This window comes from Mycetocola sp. Y444, from assembly GCF_059445295.1.
This window is the reverse complement of the sequence record NZ_JCAIUB010000001.1, coordinates 1,388,906-1,413,586: the sequence shown is the minus strand read 5'-3', so window position 1 is coordinate 1,413,586 and position 24,681 is coordinate 1,388,906. Positions and strand designations below refer to the sequence as shown.

20 protein-coding genes are annotated in these 24,681 nt (G+C 65.6%); 11 read left to right on the top strand and 9 right to left on the bottom strand.

Translation table 11 applies throughout. The features are described 5' to 3' along the window. Positions 1-5 precede the first annotated feature (5 nt). From AC1C2M_RS06685 to AC1C2M_RS06660, 6 genes are all read left to right on the top strand, one after another. Complete coding sequence (locus tag AC1C2M_RS06685; protein ID WP_483404951.1) at positions 6-800, top strand: pseudouridine synthase; 795 nt, start codon at positions 6-8, stop codon at positions 798-800. A gap of 14 nt (positions 801-814) precedes the next feature. Further along, positions 815-1,900, top strand: a complete 1,086-nt coding sequence (locus tag AC1C2M_RS06680; RefSeq protein WP_483403810.1) for a prephenate dehydrogenase — start codon at positions 815-817, stop codon at positions 1,898-1,900. Positions 1,901-1,902: 2 nt separating this feature from the next. Beyond that, complete coding sequence (gene cmk, locus AC1C2M_RS06675; RefSeq protein WP_495433754.1) at positions 1,903-2,571, top strand: (d)CMP kinase; 669 nt, start codon at positions 1,903-1,905, stop codon at positions 2,569-2,571. Between the two features lie 45 nt (positions 2,572-2,616). Then, positions 2,617-4,131 (top strand): ribosome biogenesis GTPase Der, encoded by a 1,515-nt coding sequence (der, locus tag AC1C2M_RS06670; protein WP_483403812.1) that lies wholly within the window; start codon positions 2,617-2,619, stop codon positions 4,129-4,131. A 37-nt stretch (positions 4,132-4,168) separates the two neighbouring features. Then, positions 4,169-5,065 (top strand): NUDIX domain-containing protein, encoded by an 897-nt coding sequence (locus tag AC1C2M_RS06665; RefSeq protein ID WP_495435671.1) that lies wholly within the window; start codon positions 4,169-4,171, stop codon positions 5,063-5,065. 611 nt (positions 5,066-5,676) lie between these two features. Next, positions 5,677-6,636, top strand: coding sequence for a nucleoside hydrolase (locus tag AC1C2M_RS06660; protein WP_495435670.1), 960 nt, complete (start codon positions 5,677-5,679; stop codon positions 6,634-6,636). Between the two features lie 5 nt (positions 6,637-6,641). On the opposite strand, the gene AC1C2M_RS06655 is transcribed toward AC1C2M_RS06660, so the two are convergent. Then, complete coding sequence (locus AC1C2M_RS06655) at positions 6,642-7,238, bottom strand: GNAT family N-acetyltransferase (protein WP_495435669.1); 597 nt, start codon at positions 7,236-7,238, stop codon at positions 6,642-6,644. Positions 7,239-7,420: 182 nt separating this feature from the next. On the opposite strand from AC1C2M_RS06655, the gene AC1C2M_RS06650 reads away from it, so the two are divergent. After that, positions 7,421-7,864: a sigma-70 family RNA polymerase sigma factor family protein gene (locus tag AC1C2M_RS06650; protein WP_495435668.1), complete on the top strand. Its 444-nt coding sequence runs from the start codon at positions 7,421-7,423 to the stop codon at positions 7,862-7,864. Between the two features lie 54 nt (positions 7,865-7,918). Here AC1C2M_RS06650 and glsA read toward each other — a convergent pair whose 3' ends face one another. From glsA to AC1C2M_RS06625, 5 genes are all read right to left on the bottom strand, one after another. After that, complete coding sequence (glsA, locus tag AC1C2M_RS06645) at positions 7,919-8,932, bottom strand: glutaminase A (protein ID WP_495435667.1); 1,014 nt, start codon at positions 8,930-8,932, stop codon at positions 7,919-7,921. A gap of 87 nt (positions 8,933-9,019) precedes the next feature. After that, a complete protein-coding gene (locus AC1C2M_RS06640; RefSeq protein WP_495435666.1) occupies positions 9,020-10,675 on the bottom strand; it encodes a glycoside hydrolase family 13 protein in 1,656 nt (551 codons plus the stop codon). Continuing rightward, on the bottom strand, positions 10,659-11,567 hold the full coding sequence (locus AC1C2M_RS06635) for a carbohydrate ABC transporter permease (RefSeq protein ID WP_495435665.1): 909 nt from the start codon (positions 11,565-11,567) through the stop codon (positions 10,659-10,661). Before AC1C2M_RS06635 ends, AC1C2M_RS06640 begins: the two co-directional genes overlap by 17 nt. After that, a complete protein-coding gene (locus AC1C2M_RS06630) occupies positions 11,564-12,529 on the bottom strand; it encodes a carbohydrate ABC transporter permease (protein ID WP_495435664.1) in 966 nt (321 codons plus the stop codon). The genes AC1C2M_RS06635 and AC1C2M_RS06630 overlap by 4 nt, the downstream gene beginning before the upstream one ends. Positions 12,530-12,546: 17 nt before the next feature. Next, entirely contained in the window at positions 12,547-13,764 is a 1,218-nt protein-coding gene (locus tag AC1C2M_RS06625) for an ABC transporter substrate-binding protein (RefSeq protein WP_495435704.1), read from the bottom strand. Positions 13,765-13,950: 186 nt separating this feature from the next. Here AC1C2M_RS06625 and AC1C2M_RS06620 point away from each other — a divergent pair, with 186 nt between their 5' ends. Continuing rightward, the gene (locus AC1C2M_RS06620) at positions 13,951-15,210 is read left to right on the top strand and encodes an ROK family protein (protein ID WP_495435663.1); all 1,260 of its coding nucleotides are present in this window, start codon (positions 13,951-13,953) and stop codon (positions 15,208-15,210) included. 47 nt (positions 15,211-15,257) lie between these two features. Here AC1C2M_RS06620 and AC1C2M_RS06615 read toward each other — a convergent pair whose 3' ends face one another. Genes AC1C2M_RS06615 through AC1C2M_RS06605 form a run of 3 tightly spaced genes read right to left on the bottom strand, consistent with a single transcriptional unit; the run spans position 15,258 to position 18,536 of the window. Beyond that, positions 15,258-16,931 carry a tripartite tricarboxylate transporter permease gene (locus AC1C2M_RS06615; protein ID WP_495435662.1) on the bottom strand — a complete coding sequence of 558 codons (1,674 nt, stop codon included), beginning with the start codon at positions 16,929-16,931 and terminating at the stop codon, positions 15,258-15,260. 1 nt (position 16,932) lies between these two features. Then, positions 16,933-17,523 (bottom strand): tripartite tricarboxylate transporter TctB family protein, encoded by a 591-nt coding sequence (locus AC1C2M_RS06610; RefSeq protein WP_495435661.1) that lies wholly within the window; start codon positions 17,521-17,523, stop codon positions 16,933-16,935. A gap of 2 nt (positions 17,524-17,525) precedes the next feature. Continuing rightward, positions 17,526-18,536, bottom strand: a complete 1,011-nt coding sequence (locus tag AC1C2M_RS06605; RefSeq protein WP_495435660.1) for a Bug family tripartite tricarboxylate transporter substrate binding protein — start codon at positions 18,534-18,536, stop codon at positions 17,526-17,528. A 185-nt stretch (positions 18,537-18,721) separates the two neighbouring features. Here AC1C2M_RS06605 and AC1C2M_RS06600 point away from each other — a divergent pair, with 185 nt between their 5' ends. The 3 genes from AC1C2M_RS06600 to AC1C2M_RS06590 are packed head-to-tail and all read left to right on the top strand — an operon-like array spanning position 18,722 to position 24,646. Further along, positions 18,722-20,410, top strand: a complete 1,689-nt coding sequence (locus tag AC1C2M_RS06600) for an ATP-binding protein (protein WP_495435659.1) — start codon at positions 18,722-18,724, stop codon at positions 20,408-20,410. Further along, the gene (locus tag AC1C2M_RS06595; protein ID WP_495435658.1) at positions 20,407-21,105 is read left to right on the top strand and encodes a response regulator; all 699 of its coding nucleotides are present in this window, start codon (positions 20,407-20,409) and stop codon (positions 21,103-21,105) included. Before AC1C2M_RS06600 ends, AC1C2M_RS06595 begins: the two co-directional genes overlap by 4 nt. Positions 21,106-21,151: 46 nt before the next feature. Next, complete coding sequence (locus AC1C2M_RS06590; protein WP_495435657.1) at positions 21,152-24,646, top strand: FUSC family protein; 3,495 nt, start codon at positions 21,152-21,154, stop codon at positions 24,644-24,646. Positions 24,647-24,681: the final 35 nt, after the last annotated feature.

Below are 24,681 nucleotides of genomic sequence, written 5' to 3'. Positions count from 1 at the left end.
TTCGCCTGCAGAAGGTCCTCGCCGCTGCCGGCGTGGCATCCCGCCGCGTCTCCGAGCAGTACATCGTCGAGGGCCGCGTCCGCGTCAACGGCACCGTCGTGCGCGAACTCGGGCGACGGATCGACCCCGAGAACGACCTCGTCGAGGTCAACAACGTTCCGGTCCAGCTCGACACCACGAAGCGCTACATCGTGCTGAACAAGCCGGTCGGCGTCGTCAGCACCATGGCCGACGAGCGTGGCCGCGCTGACCTCACCCAGTACACGACCGGCTACGAGGAGCGACTGTTCAACGTCGGTCGCCTCGACGCCGAGACCAGTGGCCTGCTGATCCTCACCAACGACGGCGACCTGGCGCACATGCTCGCCCACCCGTCCTTCGGCGTGCTCAAGACCTACATCGCCAAGGTGTCCGGCCGGGTTACCGCCCAGGACATCGCAACGCTCATGCGCGGTGTCGAACTCGAGGACGGCGTCATCGCCGCGGACAAGGCGCGACTTCTCGCCGGCCAGAGCACGGGCGACAGCAGCCTCGTCGAGCTCACGCTGCACTCGGGCAAGAACCGCATTGTGCGACGGATGCTCGCTGCGATCGGTCACCCGGTTCTTGAGCTTGTGCGCCGCCAGTTCGGTCCCGTTTCGCTCGGCACCCTCCGCCCCGGTGAGACCCGCGAACTGACTAAAGTTGAACTCGGTGAGCTCCTGACCATCTCGCGAGAGGTGACCAAGCTCGACAAGGCCGAGCGAGACGCCGAGCGTGATGCTGCTCGCGCCGCTGCGGCATCCGAATCGTCCGAATAGAGCACACTGTGAGCATGTCCCCGCCCCGGCTGACCGGCCAGGTCCGCATTGTCGGCGCTGGCCTGCTCGGCGCGAGCATCGGCCTCGCCCTTCGCGCGACGGGCGTCGACGTGATCCTCGCCGACGCGTCGCCAGCGCAGCTGAGGCTCGCCGTCGACTACGGTGCAGGCCGGGCCGAGCGCCCCGATGACGAGCCTCGGCTCATCGTCGTGAGCGTGCCGCCGGATGTCACGGCCGACGTGATCGAGGCTGAGCTCGCTCGGTTCCCAACCGCAGTGGTGACGGATGTGGCGAGCGTCAAGCTCGAGCCGTACCTCGCGCTGGTGAACCGCGGCGTGGATCTCACGCGGTACATCGGGTCACACCCGCTCGCCGGACGTGAGCGCGGGGGAGCGATCTCAGCCCGCGCCGACCTCTTCCTCGGCAGGCCGTGGGTGATCTGCCGCGATGAGGAGACCCCGCCGGAGGCGCTCGCGCTCGTTGAAGACCTCGCGCTGGATCTCGGGGCGAGCCCGATCGAGATGACGCCGGAGGAGCACGACAGCTCGGTCGGCCTCGTCTCGCACGTGCCGCAGCTCGTCGCGAGCGTGCTGGCCAAGCAGCTCGTGCACGCACCGGACTCCGCCGTTCGCCTCACCGGGCAGGGCCTCCGCGACACCGTGCGGATCGCGTCGAGTGCTCCCGAACTCTGGGTGCAGATCCTCGCCTCGAACGCCGCGCCTGTCGTCGAGGTGCTTGACGCGTTCGCCGCCGATCTTGCCCGGGTGACCGACGCGCTTCGTGACCCCGATGCGGCGGGCGCGCGGCGAACCGTCGCGGACGCCATTGCCCAGGGCAACTCAGGCGTTGCGCGGCTCCCCGGAAAGCACGGCCAGGACCGGCGCTTCGAAACCATCGTCGTCATGGTCGACGACACCCCAGGCCAATTGGGAAAGCTCCTCACCGAACTCGGTGACATCGGAGTGAACATGGAAGACCTGCGACTCGAGCACTCACCAGGTGCTCAGATCGGCCTCGCCGAGATTGCGGTTCTTCCCGAGGTTCAGCAGCGCGCCATCGATGACCTCGAGGCGCGCGGCTGGCGGATTGCGAGCACGTAAGAGTGACGAAAACAGTAGTAGCCGTCGACGGTCCAGCCGGAAGCGGAAAGTCGAGTGTGTCGAAGGCAGCCGCAAAGCGCCTCGGCTTCGCCTTCCTCGATACCGGTGCGGCGTACCGTGCCCTGGCCTGGCACGTTCTCGATTCGAACGCGGACCCGGAGCAGGGAGCCGCGGTGATCGCCTCGCTCGCGAGCTTCGACTACTCGATCGGCACCGACCCTGACGGTTACGTCGTGCGCGTCGGCGACACCGACGTGACCGACAGCATCCGTGAACCGCGCGTGTCGGCGGCCGTCAGCGCGATCGCGCGCGTTCCTGAGGTGAGGTCGCACCTCACCGAGCTGTTCCGCAGCATCATTCGCGACACCGATAAGCCAGGAATTATCGTCGAGGGGCGGGACATTACGACGGTCGTTGCCCCGGATGCCACCGCGCGCATTCTGCTCACAGCCAGTGAAGAGGCTAGAATGTCAAGACGCACTGCAGAACTTGCGACTGAGTCGGCTTCCGACGTTGCAATTGCGTTGCAGAAACGTGATCGCGCGGATTCGCGCGTCGTCGACTTCATGACAGCAGCGGATGGCGTTGTCACCGTCGATTCCACCAACCTGAACTTTGACGAAACCGTCGATGCTGTACTCGACGTGATTCGCACCTCGCAAGAAAAGTAGATCGATCCGCCCAACCGCGTGGCACGATCGCAGAGAGAGACAACCATGGCTGACGCCTTTGACGAAGACACCACAGAGACAGACGACCGACTCGCCGAACGAATGAGCGACATCGACGAGGAGCTCGCCACCCGCCGGGCTGAGGCGCTCCGCACCGGTCTCGACGACTACGACCTCGCCGACGACGACCTCGACATCCTCGGTGCCGCCACCGATGACCCGGATGCCATTCGGTACCTCCCGGCGTTGCCGGTGCTCGCGATCGTCGGTCGCCCGAACGTCGGCAAGTCCGCGCTCGTGAACCGCATCCTCGGCCGTCGTGAAGCCGTCGTCGAAGACACCCCCGGTGTCACGCGCGACCGCGTCAAGTACAAGGCCGAGTGGAACGAACGCCAGTTCACCCTCGTCGACACCGGCGGCTGGGAGCCAGACGCGAAGGGCATCGACGCGTCCGTCGCCGCCCAGGCAGAGGTTGCTATCGACCTGTCCGACGCCGTTCTCTTCGTCGTCGACGCCAACGTCGGGGCAACAGCCACCGACGAGCAGGTCGTTCGCATGCTGCGGAAGATCAACAAGCCCGTGTTCCTCGTCGCCAACAAGGTCGACGATGTGCGCCAGGAGCCGAACGCTGCATCGCTGTGGTCGCTCGGCCTCGGCGAGCCGTACCCGGTCTCCGCGCTCCACGGCCGTGGTGTTGCCGACCTGCTCGACCTCATCATGACCAAGCTGCCCGAGGTTTCGGCAGTCGCCAAGGAAGAGGTCGGCGGACCCCGTCGCGTCGCTATCCTCGGTCGCCCGAACGTCGGCAAGTCGAGCCTGCTCAACAAGGCCGCCGGCGAAGAGCGCGTCGTCGTCAACGAACTCGCCGGAACCACCCGCGACCCGGTCGATGAGCAGGTCGAAATCGGTGGCAAGGTGTGGCGTTTCGTCGACACCGCAGGCATCCGTCGTCGTGTTCACCTGCAGCAGGGCGCCGACTTCTACGCCACGCTCCGCACGAGCGCCGCGCTGGAGAAGGCCGAAGTTGCCGTCGTCATGCTCGACGTCTCCGAGCCGATCAGCGAGCAGGACGTTCGCATCATCGACCTCGTTCTCGAGTCGGGCCGTGCGCTCGTGCTCGCGTTCAACAAGTGGGACCTCCTCGACGACGAACGTCGCCGCTACCTCGAGCGTGAGATCGAGCAGGACCTGGCCCACGTGGCCTGGGCTCCTCGCGTCAACATCTCCGCCCGCACCGGCCGCCACATGGAGAAGCTCGTTCCGGCGCTCGAACTGGCACTGCAGTCGTGGGACACCCGCCTGCCCACCGGCAAGTTCAACGCGTTCCTCGCCGAGCTCACCGCCGAGCACCCGCACCCCGTTCGCGGTGGCAAGCAGCCGCGCATCCTGTTCGGTACGCAGGCTTCGAGCCGCCCGCCGACATTCGTGCTCTTCACCACGGGCTTCCTCGACCCGGGTTACCGTCGCTACATCCAGCGTCGTCTCCGCGAGATCTATGGATTCGAAGGCAGCCCGATCAACGTCAACATGCGTGTTCGTGAGAAGCGCAAAAGGACATAATCCGATTGCCGCGGCGGAACTCGTGAGAAGCTGAACTGTGACTGACGAGTTCCCGCCGCCGCACCCGCGTAACCCGGGCGACGCCTGGGTGCACGCCGAAGACGGCTCCAAATACTGGGGCCGTTTTGGCGCATCCGGGCTTCTTGTTGTGGATGCCGAACGCGGAATATTGCTGCAGCACCGGGCGCTGTGGAGTCACTTCGGCGGCACCTGGGGTCTGCCAGGCGGTGCGCGCCACGAGGGAGAGAACGCCGTCGACGGTGCGATCCGTGAGGCGAGCGAAGAGGCTGCTGTGCCGACGGATGCCGTTCGGCCGCGGTTCTCGATGACCCTCGACCTCGGCGTGTGGTCGTACGTCACGGTGGTCGCCGACGCCGTTGCCCGGTTCGACCCGCAGATCTCCGACCCGGAGAGTATCGAGTTGCGATGGGTCGCGCTCGATGCCGTCGATGAGCTCCCGCTCCACCCGGGGTTCGCGGCGGCGTGGCCACGACTGCGCGACGACATTGGCTTCCGCCCTGTGATCGTCGTCGATATGGCGAACGTGGTTGGCTCGCGCCCGGATGGCTGGTGGAACGACCGCGCCGGCGCCGCGGAACGGCTGGGACGGCAGCTCGTCGGGCTCGCTTCGTCCGGTGTGCCGGCCGCCGAGCTCGGACTGCCCCAGTCCCACTGGTGGCCGGAGATCGTCGCTGTGCTGGAAGGCCGGGCGAACGATGCTGTTCTGGACGCGACGGACAGACTCGAGGTGGTGCGCGCATCGGCCGACGGCGACTCGCGGATCGTCGACGAGGTGGCGCGGCTGACCGCCGGGCCGGGGGCATCCGTCACCGTCGTCACGAGCGATCGCGGACTGCGTGAACGGGTTGAGGCGCTCGGCGCGACCACCCGCGGCGCCGGCTGGTTGCGCGACCTGCTCGATGCGCCCCGCTAAGCCTTCGGCGCCAGAGAAGGACATTGGCGCGAGATAAGGACGTTCGGGCCGATTCTGTCCTTGTCTGGTCGCTTTTTCCTTATCTCGGGGTGTCCGGGGGTCGGGGTGCAAGACCTGCTCGAGTCGTCCGTCAATGTCTCGCTGCGCGACCTGCTTGAGGCCCGCGCCGGCTAAGCCTTCGCCGCCAGATAAGGACATCGGCGCCAGATAAGGACGCGCGAGCCGTTTCTGTCCTTGTCTGGGCGCTTTTTCCTTATCTCGGGGCTTCCAGGCAGACGGGTGCTCGAGGCCTCACCGGCTGAGGCAGGAGAGCGGTCGCACGGTTAACAGGAAAGAGGGCGTTTATCAGGACGTTTTCTTGACATTGGTCCTGATAACCGTTCGATTGCCTCCACGGCGGTGGGCGGTTGCGCTCGCTCAGCGGCGCTGGCGGCACCAGCTGAGGCACGAGAGCGGTCGCACGGTTATCAGGAAAGAGGGCGTCTATCAGGACGGTTTCTTGACATTGGTCCTGATAACCGTTCGATTGCCTGCACGGCGGTGGGCGGTTGGGCTCGCTCAGCGGCGCTGGCGGCATCCGCGGCATCCCGCGCAGCTTCTAAGCTGGTCGGATGCGCACACTCCCGATTCTTCTCGACGTCGACACCGGTGTTGATGACGCCCTCGCCCTGATCTTCGCCGTGAAGCATCCGTCGCTCGATGTCCGTGCGATCACGTGTGTCGCAGGCAACGCGCCGCTCGCTCAGGTCGTGGAGAACACGCTGCGTATTCTCGACGCCGCTGGCGCCCCGCCGATCCCGGTCGCGGCCGGTGCGGTTCGCCCGTTGCTGGCGCCCAGCCGTGCGGCAACCCACGTCCACGGCGAGGACGGGCTCGGTGGCCTCGTGCTTCCCGAGACGTCACGTGTGCCCGAATCGGTGAGCGCCGTCGAGCTCATGCGCCGCACGCTGGCCGACAGCGACGAGCCACTGACACTCGTCGCACTCGCGCCCCAGACCAACCTGGCACTGCTCCTGCGCACGCATCCCGAGGTCATCGACAAGATCAGCCGGATCGTGTTCATGGGTGGCTCGGCGAGCGTCGGCAATGCGACCGCCCTCGCTGAGTTCAATGTGTGGCACGATCCCGAAGCCGCCGCGATCGTGCTCGGCTCCGGCATCCCGATCTTCATGTACGGCCTCGACGTGTTCAACCAGGTGACTGTGGCCGAGGATGCCGCGGCAAGACTTGCGAAGGGCGGCTCGCCGCTCGGGGCGGTCGTTGGTGCCCTGCTCGGTAACCGGGTGGCCCTCAGCGAAGACAGCAGCCTCGTCTACACCGGGCTGATCGGTGACGCCGGGGCGCTCTGCGCCCTCGTCGAACCCGAGTCGCTGCGGGTGGAGCGTCGGCCGGTGCGCGTCGAGCTCGCCGGCTACGGCCGCGGACAGACCGTGGTCGACCGGCGGCGGTACTCGGGTGAAGACGTGATCTACGGGGGAGCCGGGGACTGGTCGGTCATCGAGGTGGCCCTCGACGTCGACGCACCGCGATACGCGGCGCTGTTCCTCGAGACGCTCGGTCTCGTCGGCTGACCCCGTCAGGTCGCCAGCTCGAGCCGCATGAGCGCACGGGACGGCGTTGGCCTCGCGACCTCGGTGAAACCGTTCGCAGCGAACTGCGACACGACACCGTAGTAGAGCTCGGCTGACGACACCTTGTCGCGTGTGGCCGGGTCGACCGGGTAGCCCTCGAGCACCCGCGCGCCGCGTGCCTGAGCGTGCTCGGCCGCTGCGGCAAGAAGAGCGGTGGCGATGCCTCTTTTCCGGAAACCGACCCGCACGACGAAACAGGTCACGGCCCAGACGGTCGGGTCGTCGGGAGGCTCCGTGCTCGCCTGGACGACCTTTCCCCGGCTGAGCCTCGGGTAGTTCTGACGCGGCTCAACGGCGCACCAACCGACCGGGGCGTCGCCCTGGTACGCGATGAGTCCCGGCGGCGGATCCAGTTCCCGCACCTGCCGTTTGAGCAGTGGCTCGCAAGTCTCCCGGCTCGCGGTCTTCCACTCGGCGTTGTCCATCTTGAAGTACTGGCACCAGCAGCTCGACGGATCTCCGCGTGTTCCGAAGACCGCCTGCACGTCGTGCCACGGGGCATCCGTTCCCGAAATCACCCTGATGTCCGGATTGTCTTCCATGCCAGCATGCTAAAGCGTATAAAGGACACCGGTCCATGGTTCGGCGGACCGGCACGGCAATGAACCGGCAGGAGTCACAAAACTGCTTCCTGTCGGGTCTTAGCTTGCAATTCCGCTCGCGCGGATTCGCGAAAGGCCGAAAGGAGACCGGCAGCGTCATACACGCCGAGCTGGGCAACGCCATGTCAGTTATCGCAACGAGAAGAGCATCGCCCGACCACCCGGCACCGGCGCCGTTGGCGACCGTGTGGGAATGGCTTGCGCGACCGGTGCACTATCGCGCGGTGCGGAATCTGCGCCACGCGCTCGAGGACGGGGACGCCGGTCGTCTCGAATCCCTTCTCGAACCGACCGTCGCTGTCGTTGTCGATGATGGTCGGGTTGAGGGCCGCTCCATGAGAGTGATCGGTGGACGCTACGACGCGATCGCGCTGCTTCTCCTCGGAATGCGGGCACAACCGGGGCGACGCCTTCTCGAGCGCTCGGTGAACGGCCAGGCCGGACTCTTCCTGACCCGAGACGATGGGACGGCTGCCACGATCTCGATCGACTTCAATGGGCGGCTCGTCAGCGTCATGTGGATTCGGTTGCACCCTCTGATGCTTCGGCACTGGAACACCGTCTGATCGAACGCACGTTGCTGGTGCCCGTCACGCCCGCTCCGGCGACAGGACCCTGACTCAGCGGGGACTGTCGCCGGAGGTGTTGTGGGGACGGGAGGCGAAGAGATCGAACCCGAGCCTTCGGCTGAGATAGCCGGTGGCACGTTGCCCACGAACGCTGTTGCCGGCATCGTCGAGTCGAGGCGAGAAGGTCGCGATTCCTGCCTTCCCTGGTGCGATGGTGACGATTCCACCGGTGACTCCGGATTTGCCTGGCAGCCCAATTCGGAACAGCCACTCACCCGAGTTCTGATAGAGCCCGCTCGCGGCGAGCACCGCGAGGGTGTCGTGGCAGACGATTTCAGACACCACACGCGCGCCGGTAACCGGGTTGATGCCGCCATCGGCGAGGGTCGCACCCATCACGGCGATATCGGTTGCGGTGACGAGGAGCGAACACTGCTTCGTGTAGACATCGACGACGTCGAGCGGGTTCGACCCGATGCGCCCGTAACTCTCCAGCAGCCGGGCAATGCCCTGGTTGCGCTGGTTTGACGCTGACTCCGAGCGGTACACGGCCTCGTCGAGTTCGAGGTCCTTCCCGGCGAACGCGCTGAGCCCTTTCCGGATGAACTCCCACTGCTCGTCCGGGCTGTCGCCGGGAACGAGCGCGGTGGTCGCCAGCGCACCGGCGTTGCCCATCGGATTCATGGGGTGGCCGTCGTTGAGTTCAAGTGACATCACCGAATCGAATGCCAGGCCGGTGTTATTGACACCGATGAGGTCGATCAGCTTCTCGTCACCGATCTCCTCACACACCAGAGCCCACACGAAGGCTTTGGAGATCGACTGGATGGTGAACGGGTGATCGACGTCGCCGACGCCCTGCACCGTGCCGTCTACCTCTGCCACACAGATACCGAAGAGATCGGGGGAGGTGTCGGCGAGCTCCGGGATGTAGTCGGCGACCGTGCCGTCGGTACGGTCCAGGCTTCGGTCATAGGCGACGTTAATCGCCTCGGCGACGTCGTCACTGCTCGGCGGTGCGCCCGTGGCAACCGTGTACGGTACTGCGCTGACATCCAGATCCATCTGTTCGCTCCCTGCGTCCCGTCGCATTATTCCGTACGGGCGCGAGCAGGAGCTGGCAAGGTCACCCGGATGCCGGACGAGCGGGCACTATGACGGTTGCATCCATACTGTCGTCTCCGCGGGAAGCTGCCGACCGGAGAGCGGGCTGCTCGAGAGCAGCACGGTTCCCGGCGGAAGCTCCTCCGGGTCGGCGCCGAAGTTCATCGCGACCTCCCAGCCGTTCGGGCGGCGGAACCTCACGACATCCGGTGCCGAATCAAGCCACTCGAGGCGCTCGGCCGTCTGCAGGCGGTGCCTTAATTCGAGTGCCTTCCGGTACAGCGCGAGCGTCGAATCCGGGTCGTGTTCCTGAACCGAGACCGCGACCGAGGCGAACCAGTCGGGCTGGGGGAGATGTGCGGGCACTGTACCGAACCCGAACGACGGCCGGTCCGTGGTCCACGGCAGTGGGACACGACAACCGTCCCTGCCGACCTCCACCCCGGGGTTGCGGAAGAAGGCGGGGTCCTGGCGGCTCTCGGCGGGAATGTCCGCGACCTCGTGCAGTCCGAGTTCTTCGCCCTGGTAGATGTAGGCGGACCCCGGCAGCGCCAGCTCGAACAGCGTGGCAGCCCGTGCCCGCCGCAGTCCCCGAGCGCGGTCGAGAACGGGCGAGACGCCAGCGGACATCAGCCAGGCGTAGCCGTGCTTCTCGCCGGGGTTGGCCGGTTCGGGCAGTCCATACCGGGTGGCGTGCCGCACGACGTCGTGGTTCGACAACACCCACGTCGTCGATGACCCGGACTGCGCCGCGAGCGCAAGGTTGTCTTCGACGACGCGACGGAAGGCATCCGCATCGAAATTGGCCTCAAGAAGGTCGAAGTTGAACGCCTGCCCGAGACCCTCGGGGCTCGCGTACCGGGGCACCCGGTGCGACTGAACCCACGCCTCCGCAACGGCGGTGCGGGGCGGTGAATAGCTGTCGAAAACGGTGCGCCACTCGGCATAGATATCGTGGACTTCGTCACGGTCCCAGAGTGGGTGGCCGCCGGTGCCCTTCGGCAGGGCGTCCAACTCAGCCTGGGTCGGCAGGTGCTCGTCGAGCTTTTTGGCGAGTCCGTGGGCAACATCGATGCGGAAACCATCGACACCACGGTCGGACCAGAATCGCAGCGTTCTCAGGAAGTCGTCACGGACCTCCCTGTTGTCCCAGTTAAGGTCGGGCTGTTCGACGGCAAAGTAGTGCAGGTACCACTGGCCGTCTCCCACCGGCTCCCACGCCGGGCCGCCGAACGCGCTCGTCCAGTCGGCTGGCGGCTCGGCGCCATTGGGGCCGCGGCCGTCGCGGAAGATATACCGTGCGCGCGCCGCAGATCCGCGGGGGGATGTGAGAGCCTCACGGAACCACTCGTGCCGGTTCGAGGTGTGATTGGGCACGATGTCGACGATCATCCGGATGCCGGCGGCATGCAGGTCGGCGACGAGGGCATCGAAATCCGCGAGGGTACCGAGCCGCGGATCGACCTCCCGGTAATCATCGACGTCGTACCCGCCATCAGCAAGCGCCGACGGGTAGAACGGGCTCAACCACACAGCATCGATGTGGAGTGCGCTGAGGTAGCCGATACGAGAACGGATGCCGGTGAGGTCACCGATTCCATCGCCATCGGAGTCGGCAAAGCTGCGCGGGTAAATCTGGTAGACGGCGGCCTGGCGCCACCATGCGGCGTCGGTCTCCGACGCGACGTCACCCCTTGACAGCACCCTGGGTCACCCCTTCCATCACCCACCTCTGGGTGAACAGGTAGACGATGATCGCGGGCGCCATGGCCATCAGGTAGGAGGCGAACGACACGTTGTAGTTGCTGCTGAACTGGGTCTGGAAGATGTTCTGCACGACGGGAATGGTCTGCTGGCTGGAGTCGGCGATGATCAGCGAGGGCAGCATGAAGTCATTCCAGGATGCCAGGAAGGCGAAGATTGCAACCGTCGCACTCATCGGCGCGAGCAGCGGGAAAATCAGCTGCCAGAAGGTCTGCCAGGTCGTGGCGCCGTCGATTCGGGCGCTCTCCTCCAGCTCGAGAGGTATCGAGCGCAGGAACGCGGTAAACAGCAGGATGCTGAAGGACAACTGGAACATGATGTGCAGGATCGTCACCCCGACGGGGTTTGCCAGTCCGACCAGACCGGTGAGCTGGATCTGGGGGAGCGCGATGACCGTGAATGGCACGAACATGGCCGCGAGCAGGTAGAAGAACGAATACCGGAACAGGCGGCGTTCCCAGTTGCGCACGATTGCGTAGGAGGCGAGGGCAGCGAGGAGCACAGTGCCGACTACCGTGGCGATCGTGACCAGGGTGGTGATGGTGAAGGTGACGGGAAAGTTGGTGAGCTCCCACGCCTGGGCGAAGCCGGAGAAGTCGACGGGAGACGGGAGCGAGAGCGCATTGCCGTCGACGGACTGCGCTGACGTCTTCATCGACATCGAGATGGTGACATACAGCGGCAGCAGGACCGTCAGGGCGCACAAGAACAGGACGATCATGAGCGGCCAGTTGGTGCGTTCCTGCCCCACCCTGCCCCGGCGGCGAGCCGGTGAAGCCGTGGTGCGGGTGTCCGCCAACGCTGGGGCAGGACTCGAAATTTGCTGCGTCATGAGAGTGCCGCCTTTCCACGGGTGATCCGAAGCTGAAGGATGGAGATCAGCACCGCGATGATGAAGAACATCGTTGCGTTCGCCATCTGGTAGGCGTAGTCACCACCGGTGAAGCCGGTGAAGATGGTCATGGCGATGCTTCGGGTCGATGTGCCCGGACCGCCGGCGGTGAGGCCGACGATGACGTCGTACACGTTCAGATAGCCCTTGAAACCGAGGATGATGTTGATGACGACGTAGCCGGCGACGAGCGGGAGGGTCACCGAGCGGAGCCGGACCCACGCACTCGCTCCGTCGATGTCGGCTGCTTCGTAGACCTCACCAGGAATCGACAGCAGCCCGGCGATGTAGATCAGCAGCGCGCTGGGGATCGATTGCCACGCGGTGACAATGACGATCGCGAGCCAGGCGAGGTTCTCGTTGGCCAGGATCGACTCTTGCAGCCAGCCGATCCCGGTCGCGGCGCCCAGCGCGGGCAGTGAGTTGGCGAAGAGGTACTTGAACACGAACGCGATGACGATGCCGGAGATGACCATGGGGATGACGAAGATCGCCCGAAGCGGAGTCTTCAGCCGGATCCGCGACGTCAGCGCCACCGCCAGGAGGAACGCGATGACGTTGACGGCAAGCACAGTGACGAGAGCGAAGCCGAAGGTGAAGAGGTAGCTGGCGAGAATCGCGGGATCGGAGAACACCGCGATGTAATTGGTGAACCCGACCAGCTGCCAGTCGCCGAACCCGATGAAGTTCGTGAAGCTGTAGAAGATTCCGACGATCGCCGGAACCGTGATGGCGAGGGTGAAGAGGATGAGCGTCGGCAGCAGGAACAGATAGTAGATCGGATCGGTCTTCGGCTTGCCCTTTCGGCTGTGCGAGCCGGCCAGGTGGGCCGATTTCCCGTGCTCGGCCTCTGTGACGAGTGAACCGGCCGAGGCGGCGGCGGGGGTGAGGGGAATAGACATGTCGTGTCCTCCGGTAATCAGTCGCGCAGGGCGAGGCGCGCCCAGTCATCGTCGAGCCGGCTCAGCGTCGAATCGACGTCGGCACCGGTCGCGATGGCCTGTACGTAGTTGGCGGCGGGGATGCTCAGGTGGATGCGCTGTGACGCGCCGAGGTAGAAGCGACCGTCTTCGTAGTACTCCTGCATGCCGAGGATGCGCTCATCCGTGGCCGGCGCTGCGTCGGTGGTGGTGCCGAAGCCGAGGAACTGGGCGTTGTACTCGTCCATGATCTCCTTCTGCATGAGAAACGACACGAATTCACGCGAGGCCTCCTGGGCATCGCCGACCTCGGGAACCCAGAGCGCGAGGTCGAGGTTCACTCGAACTTTGAGGTCATCCGGGTCGTCGGTTACCGGCAGCGGAAAGGTACCGAGTTCGAGGCTGTCATCGGTCTTGGCGATCTCGCCGAGGGCCCACGGGCCCTGCATGAGCATGGCGGCTTCGCCCTTGGCGAATGCGACGTTCCCGTCGCCGTAGGTCCGGCTTGCCGAGTCGTCGTTGGAGTAGGCGGCAAGCTCCAGCATCTTCTCGACTGGCTCGGTGAAATCCTTCTGGAACGAGACTGATGAATCCGGGCCGACCTCGGTGCCGAGTTCGTTCATCTGCTCAAAGAAGTCGGCGACATCGACAGATCCGCCGACGGAGTAATCGAACAGCCCCTGCGCAATCGTCCAGGGCTCCGAGAACGTGCTGTAGATCGGTGTGATGCCCGCGTCCTGCAGGGTCTGGCAGACCGTGACCAGCTCGTCCCAGGTCTCAGGAACGTCGAGACCGTTGTCTTCGAAGATCTTGACGTTGTAGATGACGGATGCCGCGGCCACCGAGTAGGGGAGCACACTGGTGCGTCCCGGATAGGTCGCGTACTGGTCCGCCAGTTCCTGGACGTCAGGACGAATGCGGTCGGTTTCGGGCATGTCCGACAGGTCGGAGAGTGCACCGCGCTCCATGAACCGCGACATCTCCATGTTGTAGTTGAGCAGCCCGACGTCGGGTGGGTTGCCTCGGAGGAATCCCGCGGAGAGGTTGGATGCCGTGTCGAGGGTGACCTTCACCTCTGACTGCTCGCTGTTGAACTGCTTCACGAGATCCCGGAAGAAGGGGATCGCCTCCGGCTTGCTCATATGGAAGGTGATCTCGGTGGGGCCGCTCCCGGCTGCGGCGCACCCGGTGAGCGGCAGTGCCGCGGCGGTGATCATGGCGACAGCGAGGCCGAATCGAGCTCGAGGACCGGTTCTCAAATTCACGACATTGTCTCCCTTGACGAATGTGTGCGGTGCTTTGTGGGGATATCCCTCCGGATTCACACCCGGAAGCATTATATTTAGGCTGTAAATCTATTGATGACGTACATACTGCGCTTACCAAAATGAAAGGTCAAGGCTTTGGTTCAGAGCGTTATCGCGTCGTCACCGCAACTGTTGCGCACGCTCAATGCACGCACGGTGCTCGAGCATGCCTGGCAAACGCGCGTGTTCACGGCGTCGGATGTGATGGCATCCGTTGGCCTGACCCGGGCGACGGTGATCGGGGTTTGCGATGAGCTCGTCGTTAAGGGCTGGCTCGATCAGCTGGAAGACGTGCAGGGGACGGGGCGAAAGGGCCGACCGGCCCGCCGCTACGCGCTTCGGGAGCGAGCAGGCGTGGTTGTCGGTATTGACGCGGGGTATGACCGGATGTCTGCCAGGGTCGCTGACCTGCGCGGTGCGAGCCTCGGGACTGCAGAGGTCCGGATACCCGCCCGCTCGCCGAACAGTGTTGATCGACTAGCCGATGCCAGCGAACGGCGCCGTCTTGCCCTCGAGATGTTCGATCGGGCGATGGCGGCGTCAGGGGTCGACCGCTCGCGGGTGCTGGGGCTCACCCTCGGAGTACCGGCACCCGTTGACGATCAGGGGACGTCTCCCGAGGGCGAGAACGGATTCTGGGCCGTGATGAACCCCGACCTCAGCGGGGCCTTTGAGGATGTCGCCCCGATCGTCACCGTCGAGAACGATGCGAACCTCGCGGCGATCGCCGAACGCGCGACAGGGACGGGGCAGGGCCGCGATGTGGGCTCGTACATCTCGATGCTCGTCGGTGAGGGAATCGGCTCCGGGCTGATGATCGAGGGCAGACTCGTGCGCGGCAGGAGGGGCGGCGCCGGCGAAATGCGTTTTCTCGATTACGTCGACAGCGTGGGTTCGGCCAACGGGCTGGCTTTGCTGGCCCGGCAGTGGGCGTTCGAGGCAATGGCGGCGGGCGAGGTTGACGCCCGCAGCCCCCTTGGCAACGTGAACCCCAAAGCGCTGACCGAGAGCGATGTGGCGAAGGCGGCCGAGCTGGGGGATGCCGTTGCGCGCGGAATCCTCGATCGTCTCGCCGAGCGTCTCGCACGGATCTGCATCGTGCTCGGTGATCTGCTTGACGTCGACAGGGTCATCGTTGGCGGCCACCTGGCTGAGTCGCTGCCTGCCGTGATCGCCGGGGCAGCCCTCAGGGTCGCGGGCAGCGGTGACCCGATGGCTCCTGAACTCGTGGCGTCGCGGCTGGGCGGTGACGCCGTGAGTGTCGGAGCCGTTGAGCACGCGTTGTCCCTGGTGAGGGAACGGGCGCTGGTGCTCGAACCCGGTGCCCGCACCGTCGCGGAGCCGGAACCCGTCTGAGCGGTCCGGCCCCGCGGCGGGGCGCTACGGCGTGTTCACCGGTGCGCCTACGGCTTGTCGTCCGGCCCGTCTGAATCCTTGCCCGACCGCGTCGGCTCGTCGTCCTTCCATGGCACCACTCGGATGTCCGACGTTCTCACATCCGTGGGGCGATCGCCGGCATCCCACATCTGGTTCACCGCAGCCTTGACCGAGGTGTCGGCAGCTGCGGCCGCGGCCAGGGTGCGCTCCAGCCGGCTTTGACGCTGGCGCAGCCAGAGCCCGAGAGCGATGATGAGGATCAGGGCGATGTAACAGATCGCCGCGAACGGGCGCGTGAACAGGGCGCCGAGATCACCCTGGCTGAGCTGAAGCGCTCGCCGAAGCTGCGCTTCAGCCATCGGGCCGAGGATGAGCCCGATGACGAGGGGAGCGATCGGGTAACCGTACCTGCGCAGGAAGTACCCGACGATACCGATGATCAGGAGGATCACGATGTCGGCGATCGAGAAGTTCACCGCGTACGCACCCAGGGCCGCGAAGGTCAGGATCCCCGCGTAAAGGTACGGTCGCGGGATCTGCAGAAGCTTCACCCAGATGCCGACGAGCGGCAGGTTGAGCACGAGCAGCAGGACGTTGCCGATGTACAGGCTCGCGATGAGCGCCCAGACGAGCGCGGGCTGGTTGGTGAACAACTGCGGGCCCGGCTGGATGCCGTATGACTGGAATGCCGAGAGGATGATCGCGGCGGTCGCCGTTGTCGGTAGTCCGAGGGTGAGCAGCGGAACGAGCACACCGGCGGCCGCAGCGTTGTTTGCCGCCTCCGGCCCGGCGACGCCCTCGATCGCCCCACGGCCGAACTGCTCCTTGTGCTTCGAGAGCTTCTTCTCGCTGGCGTAGGACAGGAAGGTAGCGACATCCGCTCCACCCGCCGGAATCGTCCCGATCGGGAAGCCGATCGCCGTTCCGCGGAGCCACGGTTTCCACGACCTGCGCCAGTCGTCCTTCGACATCCAGCTGCGCCAGCCGCGGGTCACAGGGATGAGGGCGATCGCGCCGTGTCGCATCCTGCTCGCGACGTAGAGCGTCTCGCCAACGGCAAAGAGCCCGACCGCGACGAGAACGACGTCGATTCCATCGGCGAGCGGGAGCAGGCCGAAGGTGTAACGCTGCTGGCCGGAGAGGATCTCGGTGCCGACGAGCCCGAGGAACAGGCCGATGCCGAGGGAAGTGAGACCCCGCCAGACCGACGAGCCGAGGAGCGCACCGACGGTGATGAAGGCCACGACCATGAGCGCGACGTAGTCGGCCGGAGCGAGGGTCACCGCCCACGACGCGATGATCGGCGCGAACAACGTCAGGCCGACGGTCGCGATCGTGCCAGCCACAAACGAGCCGATGGCCGCCGTTGCTAGTGCAGCGGCCCCTCGGCCGAGCTTCGCCATCTTGTTGCCCTCGAGCGCGGTGACGATCGACGCCGATTCGCCGGGCGTGTTCAGCAGGATGCTCGTTGTCGAGCCGCCGTACATGCCGCCGTAGTAGATACCGGCGAAGGTGATCAGCGCCGCGGTCGGGTCGAGCGAATAGGTCAGCGGCAACAGCAGGGCGACGGTCATGGCCGGGCCGATGCCCGGGAGCACGCCGACGGCGGTGCCGACGAGCACGCCGATGAAGCCGAAGATGAGGTACTGCGGCTGGAGGGCCGTTGCGAAACCCTCCATCAGGCTCAGGATGTTGTCCATGTCAGCCTCTCAGGGTCGCGAGCAGCGGGTTCAGCCAGGTCAGCAGTGGCCCGGATGGCAGGGAGAGGCCGAGGAGGCCGCCGAAGAGGATGAAGATGATGAGGCCGAGCACCAGCCCGATGATCAGCGCCATCCACCAGCGCTTCGCACCGAGCGACCAGGCGACGCCACCGAAGAGGACGGCGGCGGCGAACGGCCAGCCGATCACCTCGATGAGTGCGATGTGCGCGACCACGAACGCCGTGATTTTCGCCAGGGTGATCCAGTCCGTCTTCGCGGCGTTGTCGATGTCCTCACCTTCTTCGAGGTCGGCGAGCTTGCCGCGGAAGACGTCAACGACGACCATTGCGGCGGAGACGATGAGGATGGTTCCGACGAGGAACGGGAAGACCCGGGGACCAACCTGGGTGCCAGCCCCCGGCACCCGAATGGCGAAGGCACCGGCGAAAACGAAGATACCGAGCGCGAGGGCGAGAGCGGCGAAGATGTACTCGCCGAGTTTCGACCGCGCCGGGGGAGCGGCAACCGGGTCGTTCCCGGTCGCCGGGTGTGCCTGACCGTTGCCGGGCACACCCGTCGATGGGCTCGACATGATCAGCCGACCAGACCGATGTTCGTGAGCGTGGTGGTGACCTCGGTGATGTTCTCGTCGAGGTACGTCTCGAACTCGTCACCGGTGAGGAACGCATCCGCCCAGCCGCGGGTTTCGAGCTGTTCGGCCCACGCGCCGCTGTCGTGCAGTTCGGTGACCGTCGCGATGAGTGCGTCGCGGTCAGCGTCGGAGATGTCCGTCGGCGCGAGGACACCGCGCCAGTTGGTGAGCGTGACGTCGTAACCCTCGTCGGTGATTGTCGGGACGTCAGGCAGGTTCTCGGCCGGTTCGGCACTCGACACCGCGAGTGCCCTCATCGTGCCCGATTCGATGTGCTCGACGAACTCGCCGATGCCCGAGATGCCCGCCGCCGCGTTGTTGCCCAGGATGAGGTTCACCGCTTCGCCACCGCCCGAGTTCGGGATGTAGTTGAGGCTCTCGGCGATCTCGGTGCCGGAGAGTCCGGCCTCTTCGAGCAGCAGGCCGGCGAGGATGTGGTCGGCGCCGCCGGCAGAGCCGCCGGTCACCGATACGTCCTGGCCGTTTTCGACGATGTCCTCGACGAGATCCTCGAGGTTCTTGTACTTCGAGTCGGCCGGCACAACGACGACGAGTGCTTCCTCGGTGAGGCGGGCGATGGGCGTGGTGTCTTCCATCCGGTTCTGGGCCGCGTTGGTCTCAACGGCGCCGACCATCACAAGCCCGGTGACCATGAGCGTGTGCGGGTCTTTCTCGTTCGCCAGTGACGCAAGGCCGACGGTGCCGCCGGCTCCGCCGATGTTGGTGACCGGTGCGCTGTCGACGATGCCCTCTGCCGTGAGGGTCTCGGACATCGCACGTCCGGTCTGGTCCCAGCCGCCACCCGGCTCTGCGGGGACGATGATCGAGAGGTCGGTGACCTCGGTGCTCGCTTCCGAGTCCGAGTCCGTGGCGGGATCGGCGGCCGGTGAGCTGCAGGCCGCGAGCGTGAGAGCTGTTGCTGCAGCAACGATGACCAGGCTGTGTCGTCGCATGATGTCTCCTCATTGAGTGATTGCGAGTGGGGTCGCGTCGGTGCGCCCCGTGCTGATCAGCACGATAGTTCGGTCGGGTGCCCCGCCGGGGCTTTCGTAAGTATTGGCCGCGGCTCTTCACCGGTTCGACCCGGCATCCGCTCGCCGCTGACGGCAGATCGCGCGACAATGGGGGAGTGAAAGCAATGTCGCTTCGCCTGCAGTTGCTTCTTCTCCAGGCGCTGATCGTGTGTTCCGTCGTGCTGGTCACCGGCGTTGTGGCAGCCAGCCTGTTTGAACGCCAGGTGCGCGACGCCTACCTCGACCGCATGATCGGCGTCGCACAATCGGTCGCCACGCTTCCCGCGATCCGCGATGCGTACGACGACCAGGACCCGGCCGCGGTGATTCAGCCGATCGCCGAGGTCATCCGGGAGGCATCGAACGTCACCTATGTTGTCGTGACGGATGCCGACGGCATCCGTTATTCGCATCCAGACACCGATCGCATCGGCGAACCGGTCTCGACCGATCCGTCTGTGCCGCTGTCAGGCAAGATGTTCGTCGGTACCGAGACCGGCACCCTCGGCGAATCCTGGCGGGCCAAAGTGCCCGTGCACAGTGCGGACGGCGAGGTCATCGGCACGGTATCGGTCGGGATTCTGGAGTCGGCGCTCCGCGAGGACTTCGTCGGCGGGCTCGGCGCGCTCGTGTTTCCGCTCGCGGCATCAGCTGTGGTCGGGATCTTCGGTGCCGCCGGGGTGACCGCGATCATTCGCCGCCGGATCTACCGCCTCGAGCCGAAGGAGATCGCGTCGCTCGTTGGGTCGCGGGAGACCATGCTGCACGGCATGAGTGAGGGGATGATCAGCGTCGACGAGGCCGGCGTGATCGTGCTCGTCAACGATGCGGCGCTCGAACTTCTCGGGCTGGAAGAGGATTCCCTGACCGGGCGGGTGGCCGCCGAGGTCCTCGATCCGTCCCTCGTCGGCGTGCTGCAGCGCGGCGAACCCGGCGGTCAGCTCGTGCTCGCCGGTGAGCGGATCCTCGTGGCGCGAAGCACGGGCACCGAGCTGCACGGTCGTGCCGTGGGTGCGACCCTCCTCGTGCGCGACCACACCGAGCTCCACCAGCTGCTGCGCGAGATGGACGGCGCGCAGTCGCTCACCAACGGGTTGCGGGCGCAGGCCCACGAGTTCGCGAACAAGCTGCACGTGATCTCGGGGCTGCTCGAGCTCGGCCTCATCGACGACGCGAGGGCCTTCGTCGAACGCACCGGCACCGGGGGAGCACTGCGGGTTCCCGGCGAAGAGGTGATTCTCGAGATCCCCGAGCTCGCCGCACTGCTGCTCGTCAAGGCCAGCCACGCGCGCGAACTGGGGATGTCGGTCTTGATCCTCCCAACGGATCCGCTGCCGGCGTGGCTGAGGTCGGATGCCGCGTCCACGTTGCGAGGTGACCTCGTGACGGTGGTGGGCAACCTGATCGACAACGCACTCGAGGCGTGCTCGGCGGGTAACCACATCGAGCTGGGCTTCGGGATCGACGGCGCCCGGATCCGGGTGACGGTCCAGGACGACGGGCACGGTATTCCACCGGACCAGTACGAGCGGGTGTTCGAGGAGGGCGTCAGTTCGAAGGCGATCGCGGCCGATGCGAGCCCGACGTTGCGGCGGAGGGGGATCGGCCTTGCCCTGGTGCGTCGCACGGTCCTCCGGGCGCGGGGCACCGTCACGGTCGGGTGCTCCGAGCACGGTGGCGCGGTGTTCACCGTCGAGTTGCCGGTGGGTGACCTGCCCGGGCAAAGCCGGCCATCGCAGGAATCCGCCGCGGGTGCTCGTGCGGCCGGTGCCGGTGCCGCGGGTGCTGGTGTCATCAGTGCTGGTGCGTCGTGACCGTCGCCGCTTGTCTCCGGACCATCATCGTGGACGACGACATCGAAGTGGCGTCGTTGCACGGCAGGTTCGTCGGCGCGCATCCCGCGTTCGCGGTGGCTGCGACGGCGCACACCGGGCCGGACGCGCTCCGGCTCATCGCCGAACACCGTCCCGATCTGGTGCTGCTCGACTTCGACCTGCCCGGACTCACCGGGCTCGAGGTGCTTCGCGGGGTGCGGGCACTGGGCGGTGTGCAGCCGGAGGTGATCGCCGTCACCGCCGCGCGCGATGTCGAGAGCGTGCGGCAGGCGCGGAGTGCCGGGATCCAGCACTACCTCGTGAAGCCGTTCACCGCACGAGGCCTCAATGAGCGACTCGACGATGTGGCCCGTGACCGGCTCGCGCTTGTCGAGTCCGGGGTGCGGGCGGAACTCGCCCAACGCGAGATCGACGCTCTCATGAGCACCGGAATCCGTTCTCGCATGGTCCTGCCCAAAGGGCTCAGCAGTGAGACGCTCGACACGGTGGAGGCGGCGCTCGGGTCCGCCCCGAACAGCTCTGCGGTGCAGATCGCTGAGTTGTCCGGCATCTCTCGCGTGAGTGCGCGCCGGTACCTCGAGCACCTTGTCGCTGTGAACCGGGCCGAGAAGACGCTCGACTACGCCACCGCGGGGCGCCCGTCGACGCGCTTCTCGAGGGCAACGGCCGGCTGAGTCCTTCGCATCTTGTGCTTGGCCGGGCGGGTTCTATGCTGACCGCGTGGATGCCCTGTGGATAGGACTCGGATTCGTCGTCCTCGCAGTGACGTGGCTCGACGTGTTTCTGAGCGCCCTCAACTATGACGAAGCAGGCTTCATCGCCGGGCGACTGGCGCGGTGGCAATGGGAATTGACGAAACGATTAACCCGGCAAGTTTCACGGCGTTGGCGACCCGCCGTCCTGCGGCAGGTCACCGGACTGCAAGTTCTGGTCACTGTCGTGTGGTGGCTCAGCGGAACGATCCTGGGGTACGGCCTGGTCTATCTGGGGTTCATGCAGGGCAAAAACTTCGTCTACGACGGTGTTCACGGCGACCTGTTCGGCGCGTTGTATTTCAGCGCGGCTCAACTGTCCACGGTCGGAACGTCACAACTGGTGCCAGACACCGACTTTCTGCGTATCCTCTCCGTTACTGAGTCCCTCACCGGTATCGTTCTCGTCGTCCTCATCCTCGTGTTTCTGGTCTCGCTCTTCGACGCCGTCTCCAGCCTGCGCTCCCTCTCCTCTCAATTCGGCAGCCCGGGCGACGGAGTGGGCGAACCGGTTGCGAGCCTCGCGCCGTACTTTCCTCGCGGAACCGCCGTCGATCTTGACGCGCATCTCAGGAGCCTCTCGGATGTGTTCAACTCGTATACCGATGGTGTGCGGAGGCACCACGCCGCGTACTTCTTTCAGAGTGGACGTGACACGTTCTCGTTGCCGTACTCGATTGAGATGCTCGCTGGGACGATCGGAGGGTTGCGCTGGGGGCTTCCCGCATCGCACCCGGCCACCCGGCAACCGACTCTGCTGCTGTTGACCGAGCAGTTCGACGAATTCGAAACGTATATGCATCCGCTGCTCAAGTGGATGAGCATCGATGTTCCTGAGCTGGTGACCGCCGAGGCATTTGCTGGGCAGGTGACGGCAGAGCTGGCCGCTCGGCCGCGGTCGCGGCGACGGGTGAGCCAGCGACACGACGGTGACCGCTGGGTGCACCGCTTCATCGGCGTCAACCGCGACATGGCGCCGCTTGTGGACAGTGAGCCGTTGGGCGACATCAACGATGCGTATTCCCGGTACGTTGCCTGGTTGCCGTTCGCCTACCGTGCCCAGCAGTTCGGCTCGGCGGTCAGCCGCGACCTCGACTATCAACCGGTTTACTCCAGGCGGAAAGACGAATGGCCTCAGGTTGCGCTGGCACCGGCACCCAGCGAGACCGCCGGGAAGCAGAGCGGCGGCGGGCTCAGGGGGTTCCTGTCCCGCCGGGTCACGCTGATCGACCCCGGCTTCTCCCGCCTTCTCGGTGCTCTCCGGGGGCTCATGGCTGCGGCGCTCGCCGTCATAGTCCTCGCGGCTGGTCTGCCGATGCTCGGCATTCCCGCATTCCCCGCAGCGATCTTCGGTGGAATGATTGCGATGTTCACCGGCTCAGCGTCGGGCTCCGCTCACGGTATCCGTCGCCTGGCATCTGCGCTCTCGGTCATTCCCGTCCTGATTTCGCTGGGAATCAGTGCGATCGTCCCGCACGATCCCATGCCGTCGAGTGTGACACTCGCCTGCCTGGCGTTCGTTGCCGTCGCCGCTACCCGGTTCGGCCCAAAGTTTGGCGGGTTCGGCCAGCTCGCGTTCATGACGTACTACTTCACGTTGCTCCTCGGCTTGCAGGGAAACCAGTTCCCCGTATTCGGTGCAGCGGTTGTCGGTGCCATCAGTTCGGTCATCGTGCAGATGATCCCCAACAAGAGCGCACACGTCCGGGTGGTGAAGGGCGGTGTGGTCGCGTTTGAGCACCGGCTGGCCCGCTCCCTTGACCCGCTGGTTGACGCCGTTTCCGCTGCGCGCTGGGATCCGGACCTGATGCGTCGCACCCGCGCGGAACTGCGACAGACGCACCAGATGGCCTCATTCCTGACCGGGCAACTCACTGAGAATGATCCTGATCTCGGGCTCGACGCCCAGCAGGCAAGCGTCTTGCGCATCCGGGTTCACGAAGCGGAACTCGCCCTGGTTAACCTGTCTTCCGAGGCCAGACTGGCGACGGGGGCGGGTATGCCGCTCGATGTCCGTGCGCGTCTTGCCGGTGTCCTGGCGTCGGTGCGTGACCACATTGCGGAGATTCCGGATGCTCCGGCGTGGGTAGCGCCGGAGGGTGACGACGCAAGGACGATCGGTGACGGCACGGGATCAGCCTCTTCTCCAGCGGGCTCGCTCGACCTCCGGTCTCTCAGCTCAGAAGCCGCGCGTTGGCCACGCGTGGCACACCGTGTACTCCGTTCCGCATACGAGCTGCAGGAAGCGGTCGATGTGCTCCAGTCGGCGCGAGCGGTGGAGCTCGCGCCGACTCATTCTGGTGACGAGCCATCCCCACCCTCACCCGAGACCGGTGCCAACGACGCCGCGCAGGCATCCGTCGATCAACGGGAATCCGTCGACGAAACAGCAATCATCGACGCCTCCGGTGGGGATCGGCCACCGGCTGCCGCAGACACCGCACCCATCTGGCGCAGGGCTGTCCAGGCCAGCCTGTCGACAGGGGTAGCGCTTTTCCTTGGGACCTTCGTATCGACAACTCACCAGTATTGGGCGGCGATGCCCGCATATCAGGCGATCGGTGGCAGCGACGGTGAGACTTTCGTGAAGGGTTCGCAGCGGATCATCGGCACAGTGTTCGGTGCCATCGTCGGTTTCAGTATTGCGATCGCTGCAGCATCGGACCCCGCCGTGCTCCTGCCGGTACTCGCCGTCTGCGTTTTCGCGATGATGTACTTCCGCGGCGCTTCGTCACCGCTCTCATCCTTCTGGAAGACCATGATGTTCGCCCAGCTGTACGAACTGCTCGGCCGACTGAACTCAGAAACCATTGGTGTGCGCATCGTCGAGACGATTATCGGGGCCGGTGTTGCTCTGATCATTGCCGCGTTGATCTTGCCGACGCGAACACGCGACAAGTTTGCCGGGCAAGCCGTCAAGCTGACGCGAACGGTGCAAGCCATCACAGCGACTGCCCTCGAACTGTGGCGGCGTGACCGGCAATTGACCGCCGAGGAGATTGCTGCCCTCTCCAAGCAGGAGGTCGCCATGACCTCCCAGTTGCGCGATCTGCAGGCAACGGCCGGCCCGATGAGCTACGGAGCCGGTGCGTTTGAGCCCGGTGGGATCGAGAACCGTCTCACCGGGTTTTGGGAACTTTTGTATTACACGAGGCATTTCATCGCGTCGGCGGAACGCGTGCACCGTGGCAAGGCGCGGCTTACCGACGAACAGTGGGAGCAGCTGGAAGAAACGACCACCCAGAACTTCGAGGCGCTCATTGCGGTCTATGAGGGTCGTGCCTCAGGGCCGGTGGCCCCCGATATCGGTGTCGACGATCTGGGCGACGAGGAGGAGCCCTTGGCCGCAGAGATTGCGCTTCGCGCCCTCGCGAGGGCAAATCAGACGGTCGCGATTATGGCCGTGGACCTCGCTCCGCAGGTTGCGGAGATCCCGCGTCGGCTCCCTGCGTCTCCCGTCTAATTCGCGCACCAGCCTCATGCAGCGACCGAGGTTAG

Coding starts and splice junctions, on each gene's coding strand:
- AC1C2M_RS06680 (WP_483403810.1), top strand. CDS start 815: ATGTCCCCGCCCCGGCTGACCGGCCAGGTCCGCATTGTCGGCGCTGGC.
- glsA (WP_495435667.1), bottom strand. CDS start 8,932: ATGGATCTGGATGTCAGCGCAGTACCGTACACGGTTGCCACGGGCGCA.
- AC1C2M_RS06625 (WP_495435704.1), bottom strand. CDS start 13,764: ATGATCACCGCCGCGGCACTGCCGCTCACCGGGTGCGCCGCAGCCGGG.
- AC1C2M_RS06635 (WP_495435665.1), bottom strand. CDS start 11,567: ATGACGCAGCAAATTTCGAGTCCTGCCCCAGCGTTGGCGGACACCCGC.
- AC1C2M_RS06600 (WP_495435659.1), top strand. CDS start 18,722: ATGTCGCTTCGCCTGCAGTTGCTTCTTCTCCAGGCGCTGATCGTGTGT.
- AC1C2M_RS06610 (WP_495435661.1), bottom strand. CDS start 17,523: ATGTCGAGCCCATCGACGGGTGTGCCCGGCAACGGTCAGGCACACCCG.
- AC1C2M_RS06605 (WP_495435660.1), bottom strand. CDS start 18,536: ATGCGACGACACAGCCTGGTCATCGTTGCTGCAGCAACAGCTCTCACG.
- der (WP_483403812.1), top strand. CDS start 2,617: ATGGCTGACGCCTTTGACGAAGACACCACAGAGACAGACGACCGACTC.
- AC1C2M_RS06655 (WP_495435669.1), bottom strand. CDS start 7,238: ATGGAAGACAATCCGGACATCAGGGTGATTTCGGGAACGGATGCCCCG.
- AC1C2M_RS06630 (WP_495435664.1), bottom strand. CDS start 12,529: ATGTCTATTCCCCTCACCCCCGCCGCCGCCTCGGCCGGTTCACTCGTC.
- AC1C2M_RS06615 (WP_495435662.1), bottom strand. CDS start 16,931: ATGGACAACATCCTGAGCCTGATGGAGGGTTTCGCAACGGCCCTCCAG.
- AC1C2M_RS06650 (WP_495435668.1), top strand. CDS start 7,421: ATGTCAGTTATCGCAACGAGAAGAGCATCGCCCGACCACCCGGCACCG.
- AC1C2M_RS06660 (WP_495435670.1), top strand. CDS start 5,677: ATGCGCACACTCCCGATTCTTCTCGACGTCGACACCGGTGTTGATGAC.